Source organism: Mixta tenebrionis (assembly GCF_006517625.1).
GTDB classification, from domain to species: domain Bacteria; phylum Pseudomonadota; class Gammaproteobacteria; order Enterobacterales; family Enterobacteriaceae; genus Mixta; species Mixta tenebrionis.
In genome coordinates this window covers 152,029-164,514 of sequence record NZ_VHQI01000001.1, presented here as the reverse complement: position 1 = coordinate 164,514, position 12,486 = coordinate 152,029, and the positions used below count along the sequence as shown (strand labels likewise).

10 protein-coding genes and 1 other annotated feature are annotated in these 12,486 nt (G+C 56.6%); of the genes, 7 read left to right on the top strand and 3 right to left on the bottom strand.

Annotated features, from left to right (window positions below; translation table 11 throughout):
- Positions 1-178 precede the first annotated feature (178 nt).
- Complete coding sequence (locus tag FKM52_RS00720; protein WP_141174286.1) at positions 179-475, top strand: hypothetical protein; 297 nt, start codon at positions 179-181, stop codon at positions 473-475.
- Positions 468-623, top strand: a complete 156-nt coding sequence (locus FKM52_RS21600; RefSeq protein WP_160250321.1) for a hypothetical protein — start codon at positions 468-470, stop codon at positions 621-623. Before FKM52_RS00720 ends, FKM52_RS21600 begins: the two co-directional genes overlap by 8 nt.
- Before the next feature lie 56 nt (positions 624-679).
- Here the strand turns inward: FKM52_RS21600 and glgX are convergent, their stop codons facing one another.
- The 3 genes from glgX to treZ all read right to left on the bottom strand — a co-directional run bounded on the left by glgX (position 680) and on the right by treZ (position 7,146).
- Positions 680-2,755: a glycogen debranching protein GlgX gene (gene glgX, locus FKM52_RS00715; protein WP_141174285.1), complete on the bottom strand. Its 2,076-nt coding sequence runs from the start codon at positions 2,753-2,755 to the stop codon at positions 680-682.
- Between the two features lie 72 nt (positions 2,756-2,827).
- Positions 2,828-5,362, bottom strand: coding sequence for a malto-oligosyltrehalose synthase (gene treY, locus FKM52_RS00710; RefSeq protein WP_141174284.1), 2,535 nt, complete (start codon positions 5,360-5,362; stop codon positions 2,828-2,830).
- Positions 5,359-7,146, bottom strand: a complete 1,788-nt coding sequence (gene treZ / locus FKM52_RS00705; RefSeq protein WP_141174283.1) for a malto-oligosyltrehalose trehalohydrolase — start codon at positions 7,144-7,146, stop codon at positions 5,359-5,361. Before treZ ends, treY begins: the two co-directional genes overlap by 4 nt.
- An 873-nt stretch (positions 7,147-8,019) precedes the next feature.
- On the opposite strand from treZ, the gene thrS reads away from it, so the two are divergent.
- The 5 genes from thrS to pheS all read left to right on the top strand — a co-directional run bounded on the left by thrS (position 8,020) and on the right by pheS (position 12,482).
- The gene (gene thrS / locus FKM52_RS00700) at positions 8,020-9,948 is read left to right on the top strand and encodes a threonine--tRNA ligase (RefSeq protein WP_141174282.1); all 1,929 of its coding nucleotides are present in this window, start codon (positions 8,020-8,022) and stop codon (positions 9,946-9,948) included.
- A 3-nt stretch (positions 9,949-9,951) separates the two neighbouring features.
- On the top strand, positions 9,952-10,494 hold the full coding sequence (gene infC, locus FKM52_RS00695) for a translation initiation factor IF-3 (RefSeq protein WP_038626364.1): 543 nt from the start codon (positions 9,952-9,954) through the stop codon (positions 10,492-10,494).
- Between the two features lie 97 nt (positions 10,495-10,591).
- Positions 10,592-10,789, top strand: coding sequence for a 50S ribosomal protein L35 (gene rpmI / locus FKM52_RS00690; protein ID WP_038626362.1), 198 nt, complete (start codon positions 10,592-10,594; stop codon positions 10,787-10,789).
- 40 nt (positions 10,790-10,829) lie between these two features.
- Positions 10,830-11,186 (top strand): 50S ribosomal protein L20, encoded by a 357-nt coding sequence (gene rplT / locus FKM52_RS00685; RefSeq protein WP_010616241.1) that lies wholly within the window; start codon positions 10,830-10,832, stop codon positions 11,184-11,186.
- A gap of 112 nt (positions 11,187-11,298) precedes the next feature.
- Positions 11,299-11,425 (top strand) — a sequence feature (Phe leader region).
- A gap of 73 nt (positions 11,426-11,498) precedes the next feature.
- Positions 11,499-12,482 (top strand): phenylalanine--tRNA ligase subunit alpha, encoded by a 984-nt coding sequence (gene pheS / locus FKM52_RS00680; protein ID WP_141174281.1) that lies wholly within the window; start codon positions 11,499-11,501, stop codon positions 12,480-12,482.
- Positions 12,483-12,486: the final 4 nt, after the last annotated feature.

Genomic DNA, 12,486 nt, shown 5'->3' with positions numbered 1-12,486 from the left:
CACTTCCTGTGCGTTATCCCTGTTTTGGTAAAGTTATGTCATTGAAGGTAGACCCTAACCGTCAACGCGGCAAAGCGAAGCGGCTAAATGGTTGTCAAATAAAATATTTTCAGAAGCCTTGCAGGGCGACGCTGGCCGCCTACGCTTTAAAGAAAAAGCGCGAGCGGAGGGCCTGACCATGAGCGAGATAATGTCGTTGTTGTCCGGGGGCTGGAGTTGGGTAGTGGGCGGGCTGGCGGTGATCGTCGGGCTTGCCGGCTCTTACTTCGGCGGAAAAAAGATCGGTAAAACACAGGAGAGGGCGAAGGCGGACGTGGCGGCGGCCCAGCGGCAAACGCGTCAGGCAGAAGCCGTTGCGCATAAACAGGCGGAAAATATTAAGGTGGCTAAAAATGTGGAAACGTCTAATGCTAATCTCAGCGACGCTGCTGCTCGCGACAAGCTGCGCCGGTCGAAATACAACGTCAATGATTGATCGCGCCAGCGTGGACTCCTCCTGTACGCTGTTTCAGCCGATTTATACGCACGGCAACGATGTGGAAGTGATGGATGCGCGCACGGTGCGGGCGATCAATACCCATAACGAATTGTGGGATCGGCTATGCAGCGATAAGCACCCTTAGCCGCTGGCGAGGAGCGCGCACGCCGCGGCGCGCGCGCTGTTTTACTACCCTGGCGCTTAAGGACGGCGGAACAGGGCGATACTGCGTCCTTCCAGTTCGAAATCCATCTCTTTGGTGATCACCAGCCCGCGTTTTGCCGTATCGGAGGTGGTGATTTCCAGCACCCAGCCGCCTTCGCCAAACTGCGGAATACGGAACGGCACATTGCCTTCAAACGGGTTAAACAGCATCAGCACATCATGCCAGATCCCTTCCTCCGGCTGCAGATCCGGGCGACCGAGATAGACGCCGAGCGTGGAGCCTTCATCCCACTGTTCCGGCTGCTGGAAACCGCCTCCGGCGTTAAACCATTTGATATCCATGCCGTCACGCCAGTTTTCCCGACGCAGCAGCGGCTGTTCGGCGCGTAATTTGATGACCTGGCGCGTAAACTCGCGCAGCGCCTCGCAGCTTTCCGGCAGATCGTCCCAGTGTACCCAGGAGATCTCGCTGTCCTGGCAGTAGCCGTTGTTGTTGCCCATCTGGCTGCGGCCGAACTCGTCGCCCGCCAGCAGCATCGGCGTGCCGTGGGAAAAGAGGATAGTGGCGAGGAAATTACGCTTCTGCCGCTCACGTACCGCGTTGATGCCTTCATCGTCGGTTGGCCCTTCGGCGCCGTAGTTACAGGAGCGGTTATCGTTATGGCCGTCGTTATTATCTTCGCCGTTGGCCTCATTATGCTTTTCGTTGTATGACACCAGGTCATTGAGGGTAAAGCCGTCATGGGCGGTGATAAAGTTGACGCTGGCCCAGGGGCGGCGTCCGCGCTGATCGTAAAGGTCGCCGGAGCCAAGCAGGCGCGCGGCGAAATCGGTAGAGACGTTATCGCCTTTCCAGTATTCGCGCACCGTATCGCGATATTTATCGTTCCATTCGGCCCAGCCCGGCGGAAAGCCGCCAACCTGATAGCCGCCGGGGCCGATATCCCAGGGTTCGCCGATCAGTTTCACCTTCGACAGTACCGGATCCTGCATCACCGCATCGAAGAAGCCGCCGCGCTGGTCAAAGCCTTCCGGCTCGCGGCCGAGGATAGTGCCGAGATCGAAGCGGAAGCCGTCGATATGCATCGATTCCGTCCAGTAGCGCAGCGAATCCATGATCATTTGCAGCACGCGCGGGTGCGAGGTGTTTACCGTGTTGCCGGTGCCGGTATCGTTAATGTAGTAGCGATGCTGGTCGGGCATGGTGCGGTAGTAGGAGAAGTTATCGATCCCCTTGAACGATAGCGTCGGGCCAAGCTCATTGCCTTCCGCCGTGTGGTTATACACCACGTCGAGAATGACTTCGATCCCGGCGTCATGGAACGAGCGCACCATATCGCGGAAGCCCTGAATGCCGTTCGGCCCGTAATAGCGCGTGGCCGGGGCGAAGAAGCCGAGCGAGTTATAACCCCAGAAATTTTTCAGCCCCTTATCCAGCAGATGCTGATCGTCCGGGAACCAGTGAACCGGCAGCAGCTCCACCGAGGTAATGCCGAGGCTTTTAATATAATCAACCGAAGCCTTATGGCCCATGCCTTCAAAAGTGCCGCGCAGCTCCGGCGGCAGGGCGGAGTTGAGCTGGGTAAAGCCCTTCACATGGGTTTCGTAAATCACCGAGCGCGGCCAGGCGATGGCGGGACGCTGGCTATCCTGCCAGTCGACGGCGTGGGGATCGATAACCCGGCATTTCGGGGTAAAAGGGGCGCTGTCGCGCGTATCGAAAGTCAGGTCTTTATCTTCATGCAGCAGATCGTAAGCGAAGTGCGCCTCGTTCCATGCGATATCGCCGGCCAGCTCGCGCGCGTAGGGATCGATTAACAGTTTGTTGGCGTTGAAACGATGGCCGTTTTCCGGATCGTAAGGGCCGTGAACGCGGTAGCCGTAGAGCGCGCCCGGTTTCAGGCCCGGCACGTAGCCGTGCCAGACTTCATGGGTATATTCCGGCAGATCGAAACGGGCGATTTCGTTTTGTCCGCTGGGATCGTAGAGGCAAAGCTCTACGCGCTCCGCATGGGCGGAGAAAATAGCGAAATTGACGCCTTCGCCATCAAAGTTGGCGCCGAGCAGGTGGCTGTACCCCGCCGTAATTTCAAAGGGCTTACCGTTTGACATGCATTCTTCTCCATTGAATGTACAGGTTGTCGCCGACAGCAGCGATGCATAACAAGGTTATTTTTTTCATCATTAAACGCTTAAAAACGAAACCGGCAGGCAGCGATCGAAAGTATCCAGCGCGATGCGATCGGTAACCGCGCGCTCTTCGCCGCTCAGCATGTCGCGATAGCGGCGGTTGGCGAGCCGTTCTGGCAGCGCCAGCTCGGTTCCCGCCCAGTGCGCGCTATGCGGCAGCGCCAGATTATCCGGCAGCAGGTGAAAGACCAGACGGGGAGCGATGACGATCAGCGCCGCCTCTTCGTCTACCCTGGCGAAAGCGATGACGTTCTCTTCATGCTCGCCGACGGCGTTAAGCGGCAGATAGTCGCCGCGGCGGAACAGCGCAGGCTGCTGCTGGCGCAGATGCAGCAGCCGGGCGACGATACGCTGTTTCAGCGCGCCGCTGCGCCAGCCTTCTTCGCCGGTGATGGCGGACATGTCGTCGTCGTCCAGCATCTGTTGCAGCGCGGGAAAATCGGGATCGCGTCGGTTATCGGGATCGACCAGGCTAAAATTAAGCGCCTCGCTGCCCTGATAGATATCCGGCACGCCCGGCGCCGTCAGCTTCAGGATGGTCTGGGTCAGGCTGTTGACCAGGCCGGCGCGAATAAACGGCTGCAGCGCGGCGGAAAAATCGTGCAGGAAGGGCGCGTTGTCGGGGGAGAGCAGATGACTGGCGTAGTCAAGCACCGCCTTCTCATAGCTGTCGTTGCTGTCGCCCCAGTTGGTGCGCTGCTTCGCCTCACGCAGCGCTTTTTCGGTAAATTCCAGCAGGCGTTCTTCCAGCGCCCGCAGGCCCGCGCGATCCTGCGGCTGTAGCATGGTAGGCCAGACGCCCGCCAGCGCCTGATACAGCATCCAGGCGACCGCCGGCTTCGGCGCCGCGCCATCCTCCAGCGTCACCACTTTTTGCTGATTCATCTGACGCCAGCGGGTTACGCATTCGGCCCACTGCTGCGGCGCTTCGGTCAGCGTGTAGAGCCGGGCGCGGGCATCCTCGCCGCGTTTGGTGTCATGGGTTGAGGTGCCGGACAGCGCATCCGGCTGCCGTTCAAGCCGCGTCTGCATCTCTTTATGGAAGCGGCTGATAGAGAAGGTGCGCGGCAGCGGCTCGGCGCCGACTTCATTCAGCGCCAGATCCATGTTCTGGCGGAAGAACAGCGTATCCTCAACCGATTTCGCCATCAGCGGGCCGGTTAATTGCTGGAAGCGGATGCGGAAGTTAGCGGCTTCAGCGGCGGCGTTCTCAGCGATATCTCCAGCCAGCAGCCGGGTAAGAAAATCGAGCGTCGCCGTATCGGGCGCGTTGCTGCCCGCTTTTATCTTGTCGGCCACGCTGCGCAGCATGGCGCGATCCGCCGGGCGCATCCCCGCCGCGGTGCCATAGGTGCGGTAAACCGGAAAGGCGATCAGCAGTTCGCGCAGCGCGGAGGCGACGGCATCCCGATCCAGAGCCGCATTTTCCGATTCGGCGACCGTCAGCGCGATATGCAGCAGCCGGCTAAATTCGCCTTCAAAGTTTTTATTCGCCATCAGCAGCTTGGCGGCGCGCAGCTCGGCCTTCATATCAACCCGCCTGCCGGTTACCTCATCCCAGGCCTTGCGCATGGCGCCGAGCCGATCGTTATCCACCAGCACGTCGGAAAGGGATTCGATAAATTCATAGCCGGTGGTGCCGGAGATCGGCCACTCTTCAGGGATTTGCTCGCCTTTGCCGAGAATTTTCTCTACCGTGATATAGCACTCCGGCCCGGCCTGCCGGCGCAGCTGTTCCAGATAGGCCTGCGGATCGGCCAGGCCGTCAACGTGATCGACGCGCAATCCATCCACCGCGCCGGAATGCACCAGTTCAAGGATCAGGTGATGGGTATCATCGAATACCGCCTTATCCTCAACCCGTACCCCCACCAGACCGGTGATTTCAAAGAAGCGGCGATAGGAGAGATCGCGCGGCGCGTCGCGCCACGACATCAAACGCCAGGGCTGCCGATCGTGTAGCTCAGTCAGCGCTCTGGCGTCAGTTAACGCTAAGACTTCCGCTTCGCGCCCCTGCCAGCTTTCCGGCGTCAGCGGGTAAAAGCTGTCGTAACAGGCAAAAGCGGGGCGACCGGTTTGCGGATCGCGCTGGACGCTGATTTCGCCGTTTTCCAGCACTTTTTCAAAGGTATCGCCGAGAAAGGGCAGCGTCAGGCGGCGCGTCCAGTCAATATCAAAATAGTGGGCGTAGCGGCTTTGCGATCCATGCTCTATCACATCGCGCCACCATGCGTTTTCCAGCGAGGCGGCCATATGGTTCGGCACGATATCCAGAATCAGCCCCAGCCCGGCCTGCCGGAGCGCCTTTACCATGCGGTCGAAGCCCGCGCGTCCGCCGATGGCGGGATCGATCTCATTGGCGTCGGTAACGTCATAGCCGTGCGTTGATCCCGCGGTGGCGGTAAAGATCGGTGAGGCATAAAGATGGCTGATGCCGAGCCGCTGCAGATAAGGAACCAGCGCGGCGGCGCGATCGAAGGTCATGCCGTTGCGAAACTGAATACGGTAGGTTGCGGTTGGAATATTCACGCTGCATCTCCTGAAGCAAGGCGGACGATAATGGCGTTTTGCGGCAGTTCAGCGCTCGCCTGCGGCCAGGCAAAAATGGTTGCGCCCGGCAGCGCCGGCAGCGGCTGGGCGGCTGCGCCGATATTGATCGCCATGGAAAGCGTCCCTTGCGGGAAACGCCAGCTTACGGCGACCAATCCCGCTGCGGTTTTCAGTACGCTGCCCGCATTGCCGCCGGCGGTAGCCAGCAGCGGTACGACATGCTGCTGGCGCAGGGCCAGCAGTTCACGCGTGAATGCCAGCCAGGCTTTGCCTTCCTCGCTTTCAGCTTTGTCCCAGTCGAGTTTTGAACGCTTAAAGGTCTCCGGCGCGTTAGGATCGGGCACGCTTTCGCCTTCATGTCCGGCGTGACCGGCAAACTCTTTTGCCCGACCTTCGCGCACCGCCTTAGCCAGATCGCCATGAAAATCGGTAAAGAACAGGAAGGGATTGGTTTCGCCATACTCTTCGCCCATAAACAGCAATGGAATATGCGGCGAGAAAAGCAGCATGGCGAGCAGGACTTTAGTGCGATCGGCGCCGGCCAGGGTAATCAGCCTGTCGCCCTGGGCGCGGTTGCCTACCTGATCGTGGTTCTGAATGAAATCGACAAAGGCGACCGGCGGCTGACCGCTGCTTTTGACGCCCTGCGGCTTGCCGGTTTGCGGGGAAACTTCACCCTGCCAGGCGAAGCCTTCCGTCAGGGTACGGGCCAGCAGTTTTTCCGGCGCGCTGGCGAAATCCTGATAGTAGGCGTGCGTTTCGCCGGTGGCGAAGACGTGCGCGGCATTGTGGAAATCGTCATTCCATTCGCCGGTAAACAGCGGCGCGTTGCCGTTCTCATCGCGCGGATGCAGAAAGATAACGTTACGGTTATCTTCGGTTGTGAGATGAATCGGACGGTCGGTAATCTCAGCGCGGATGCGCTCGGCAATCTCGATCAGTATGTGGCGATCGGAACTGTCTTCTATTTGATCGATAGCGTCGAAGCGCAGGCCGTCAAGGTTAAACTCCTGCAGCCAGTAAAGCGGCGCTTCAGCGATATAGCTGCGGGTAGCCGCCACATCATAGGCGATGCCCGCGCCCCACGGCGTCATGCGCTCTTTATGGAAGAAATCAGGCGCCAGCAGCGGCAGGTAATTGCCCTCCGGGCCGAAATGGTTGAGCACGATATCAAGCACAACCGAGAGGCCGTGATCGTGGGCGGCATCGACGAAAGCTTTAAAATCGTCCGGCGTGCCGTAGGCGGCGTGCGGCGCATACAGCAATACGCCGTCATAGCCCCAGCCGCGCTGGCCGCCGAATTGTGAAACCGGCATGACCTCAAGCATGGTTATCCCCAGTTCGGCAAGCCGGGGCAGCTGGTTAATCGCCGCCTGAAAGGTGCCTTCCGGGGTAAAGGTGCCGATATGCATCTCATAGACGACGGTCTCGCTCCAGGGGCGCCCTTGCCATTGAGTATTGCGCCACCGATAGCGGGTGGGATCGATAACCAGAGACGGGCCGTTGACCTCCGCCTTTTGGGCGCGTGACGCCGGATCCGGCACGCTCATACCGTCGGCCAGCACAAAATGATATTCCGCACCGGGCGCAACGTTAGCGACCTGTAGTTCAAACCATCCGTCACCGATCGGGTTCATCGCTTTTTCTTCGCCGGATAACCTGAGCGCTACCGTCTTTTGCCCGGTCGCCCAGAGGCGAAAGCGCACGCTACCGTCGGCCTGATATTCGGCACCCCAACTTTTTACAAATGATTTGGACTCCATTCAATTGCCTCTTTTATCCAGAAGTGAGCAATGGACGACATCGCGCGGGCTTTATTCCGCTGATGCGATTTTATCGCGTATAAATGTAAGCGCGGGCTGGAGGCGATCGGAAACGGCGCTGTAGCAGGAGCCATTTCAGGCGGCTGCCTGTTCAGCGTGGCGAAATGAAACGGCGTCCGATTGTCCCGGCTCCAGGCAGCGTACAGAGAACAATCATAGACCATTATGCGGGAGTTGAAGGGCGGCGGCGGGGCGTTATAGCGCCGCCTGGCGGGTGAGAAAAATATGTGATTATATTGCGCGCGGCAGCTGCGCTGCGCGACGTATTTGGCCGCTGCTTACGTCGCTTAACGCATTTACCACGCCGGTGAGCGCCATTATTATGGCGGCTATCAGATAATTCTTATCTCGCTTGCGGTAATAAAGCCAAAACAGCAACAGGCTAACCGCTATCGTCGGCTGATGATTGATAACGTTGAGAGCCTGTTTTCGCCAATTTTGCGTCCGGGCAGGAGCCTTTGTTATTCCAGCGCTGGCTGATAATCGGTTTATCAGCAAAGCGCATTATCGCCGCGTAGCGTTGTTCCCGGCCGCCGCCGTGAGGCGCGGCGGCATTAGAAAACAGCGGGCGGCGCGAAAGGGCGATGTTTTACGCCTCTGTTGGGCAAGCGGCTGTTTATCATCATCTCTTTAGCGTGTAAGATGGTCACTCTTTAGTAATCAACCGGTTTGGACACGTTAGAATGCGTGCCGGCCGCGCGCCAAACTGACAATTGTGGGTTGGTATTGGCCGATGACTTACTGAAAATTAACTCAAAATCAATTTTGCATGTAATCTTTCGTGTGGGTTACCACTGCATTTAAGGATATGAAATGCCTGTAATTACTCTTCCTGACGGCAGTCAGCGTAGCTACGATCGCGCCATTAGCGTAATGGAAATCGCGCAGGATATCGGACCGGGTCTGGCGAAAGCCTGCATCGCCGGTCGGGTTAACGGCGAGCTGGTGGATGCGGTCGATCCTATCTCTGAAGACGCCTCCGTGGCGATTATCACCGCTAAAGATGAGGCGGGGCTGGAAATTATTCGCCACTCCTGCGCGCATCTGCTGGGTCATGCGATGAAACAGCTGTGGCCAAACGCTAAGATGGCTATCGGCCCGGTGATCGATAACGGCTTCTATTACGATGTGGATCTCGATCATACCCTGACGCAGGAAGATCTCGAGCGGCTGGAAAAGCGCATGCACGAGCTGGCCGAAACCAACTATGACGTGGTGAAGAAAAAAGTTAGCTGGCAGGAAGCGCGCGACCTCTTCGCCGCACGCGGCGAAAGCTATAAAACGACCATTCTCGATGAGAACGTCAGCCACGACGATCGTCCCGGCCTTTATCACCACGAAGAATATATCGATATGTGCCGCGGGCCGCACGTACCGAATATGCGCTTCTGCCATCACTTTAAGCTGCAAAAAATCGCCGGCGCCTACTGGCGCGGCAACAGCGATAACAAAATGCTGCAGCGTATCTACGGCACAGCCTGGGCGGATAAGAAGCAGCTGAACGCCTATCTGCAACGTCTGGAAGAGGCGGCGAAGCGCGACCATCGTAAGATCGGCAAGCAGCTTGACCTCTACCATATGCAGGAAGAAGCGCCCGGCATGGTGTTCTGGCACAACGACGGCTGGACCATTTTCCGTGAACTGGAAACCTTTGTGCGTAGCAAGCTGAAAGAGTACCAGTATCAGGAAGTTAAAGGTCCGTTTATGATGGACCGCGTGCTGTGGGAAAAAACCGGCCACTGGGAAAACTACAAAGAGGCGATGTTTACCACCGCGTCTGAGAACCGTGAATACTGCATTAAGCCGATGAACTGCCCCGGTCACGTGCAGATTTTCAATCAGGGTCTAAAATCATACCGCGACCTGCCGCTGCGCATGGCGGAGTTCGGCAGCTGTCACCGCAACGAGCCTTCCGGTTCGCTGCACGGCCTGATGCGCGTGCGCGGCTTTACCCAGGATGACGCCCATATCTTCTGTACCGAAGAACAGGTGCGCGCTGAGGTAAACAGCTGCATCAGAATGGTGTATGACATGTACAGCACCTTCGGTTTTGAAAAAATCGTGGTGAAACTTTCTACCCGTCCTGAAAAACGTATCGGCAGCGATGAGTTGTGGGATCGCGCAGAGGCGGACCTGGCCGCCGCGCTGGAAGAGAACGCGATTCCGTTCGACTACCAGCCGGGCGAGGGCGCCTTCTACGGCCCGAAAATCGAATTTACCCTGCATGACTGCCTCGATCGCGCCTGGCAGTGCGGCACCGTTCAGCTCGACTTCTCTTTGCCGGGCCGTCTGAGTGCCTCCTATGTAGGTGAAAATAATGAACGTCAGGTGCCGGTAATGATTCACCGTGCTATTCTGGGTTCAATGGAACGCTTTATCGGTATTCTCACTGAAGAATACGCCGGTTTTTATCCAACCTGGCTGGCGCCGGTACAAGCAGTGGTGATGAATATCACCGACGGGCAGTCTGATTACGTCAACGAATTAACGCGAAAACTACAGAATGCGGGCATTCGTGTAAAAGCAGACTTGAGAAACGAGAAGATTGGCTTTAAAATCCGCGAGCACACATTGCGTCGCGTCCCCTATATGCTGGTCTGCGGTGATAAAGAGGTAGAAGCCGGTAAAGTGGCTGTACGTACCCGCCGCGGTAAAGACCTTGGGTCTATGGACGTGGATGTGCTGATCGAGAAGCTGCAGCAAGAAATACGCAGCCGCAATCTTCATCAATTGGAGGAATAAGGTATTAAAGGCGGAAAACGAGTTCAACCGACGCGTCCCAATCGTATTAACGGTGAAATCCGTGCTACCGAGGTGCGTCTGACTGGCGTCGAAGGCGAGCAGCTTGGTATTGTTAGTTTACGCGAAGCTATTGAAAAAGCTGAAGAAGCAGGTGTTGATTTAGTTGAAATCAGCCCTAACGCCGAACCGCCGGTTTGTCGTATAATGGATTACGGCAAGTTCCTCTATGAAAAGAGCAAGTCTTCTAAGGAACAGAAGAAGAAGCAGAAAGTTATCCAGGTTAAGGAAATTAAATTCCGTCCTGGTACCGACGAAGGCGACTATCAGGTCAAACTACGCAACCTGATTCGTTTTCTGGAAGAAGGCGATAAAGCTAAAATCACCCTGCGTTTTCGCGGACGTGAAATGGCGCACCAGCAGATCGGTATGGAAGTGCTTAACCGCGTGAAAGAAGATCTGAGTGAACTGGCAGTGGTCGAATCCTTCCCTTCGAAGATCGAAGGCCGCCAGATGATCATGGTGCTCGCACCCAAGAAGAAACAGTAGGCTTTCAAGTAACAATGCCGCGCAGCGTTCGCGCTGTGCGGCCGTTGTTCGCCTGCCTGATTCATTTTATTAACAATGCGAAGTGGATATTTTATAAATGCCTAAGATTAAAACTGTCCGTGGCGCGGCTAAACGCTTTAAAAAAACCGGTAAAGGTGGATTTAAGCACAAGCACGCTAACCTGCGTCATATCCTGACCAAAAAATCAACCAAGCGTAAACGTCACCTGCGCCCGAAAGCCATGGTGTCTAAAGGCGATCTGGGTCTGGTTATTGCCTGCCTGCCGTACGCATAAGTTAATTTTTTCCATCAGAATATAGAACAGGAGAGCTCACATGGCTCGTGTAAAACGTGGTGTCATTGCCCGCGCACGTCACAAAAAAATCTTAAAACAAGCTAAAGGCTACTACGGTGCACGTTCACGTGTTTACCGCGTTGCCTTCCAGGCTGTTATCAAAGCTGGTCAGTATGCTTACCGTGACCGTCGTCAACGTAAGCGTCAGTTCCGTCAGCTGTGGATTGCGCGTATCAACGCAGCAGCGCGTCAGAACGGCATCTCTTACAGCCGTTTCATCAATGGCCTGAAAAAAGCGTCCATTGAAATCGACCGTAAAATCCTGGCCGACATCGCCGTATTCGACAAAGTGGCATTCACCGCACTGGTTGAAAAAGCGAAATCAGCGCTGGCGTAAGTCAGATGAAAGAGGGAGCTTGCTCCCTCTTTTATTATCTGTAACCGTAGCAAAAGATTGACTTTTCCGCCTGCTGGCATTTCAATAGAGCCGTTAACGCAAGCGATAAGGTAAAACCAGATATGTACGCTATTTTTCGTTTCTTTTTTTACTTTAGCACCTGAATGTCGGGGGCTGCTGCGCAAAGAAAAGAAACGATAAATCGCGCTGAAAGCCTCCCTCGTGGAGGCTTTTTTGTTTTAAGGCGAATTGATATGGACTTCTGGTCCCCACCTGAAACCGCCCGGCCTTAGGCTGGAAGAAGAGGAAACAATGTCCCATCTCGCAGAGCTGGTTGCCAACGCCAGGGCAGCCATTGAACATGCGCAGGATGTTGCGGCGTTAGATAACGTCCGCGTTGAATACCTGGGCAAAAAAGGGCATCTGACGCTGCAGATGACTACCCTGCGCGACCTGCCGGCGGAAGAGCGCCCGGCAGCCGGCGCCGTGATCAACGAAGCCAAGCAGCAGGTACAGGAAGCGCTGAACGAACGCAAAAACACGCTGGAGTCGGCGGCGCTGAACGCACGCCTGGCGGCGGAGACCATCGACGTTTCTCTGCCGGGACGCCGCGTGGAGAACGGCGGCCTGCATCCGGTAACCCGCACCATTGACCGCATCGAAGCCTTCTTCGGCGAGCTGGGCTTTGCCGTGGTTACCGGGCCGGAAATTGAAGATGACTATCATAACTTCGACGCGCTGAATATTCCGGGACACCATCCGGCGCGCGCCGATCATGACACCTTCTGGTTTGATGCCACGCGTCTGCTGCGCACCCAGACTTCCGGCGTGCAGATCCGTACCATGAAACAGCAGCAGCCGCCGATTCGCATCATTGCGCCGGGCCGCGTCTATCGTAACGATTACGATCAGACTCATACGCCGATGTTCCATCAGATGGAGGGTCTGATTGTCGATAAAGATATCAGCTTTACCAATCTGAAAGGCACGCTGCACGATTTCCTGCGCAACTTTTTTGAGGAAGATCTGCAAATCCGTTTCCGTCCTTCCTACTTCCCGTTTACCGAGCCCTCCGCTGAGGTGGATGTAATGGGTAAAAACGGCAGGTGGCTGGAGGTGCTCGGCTGCGGCATGGTGCATCCGAACGTGCTGCGCAACGTCGGCATCGATCCGGAAGTTTACTCCGGTTTCGCCTTCGGTATGGGCATGGAGCGTCTCACCATGCTGCGCTACGGCGTGACCGATCTGCGCGCTTTCTTCGAAAACGATCTCCGTTTCCTCAAACAGTTTAAATAAGGGC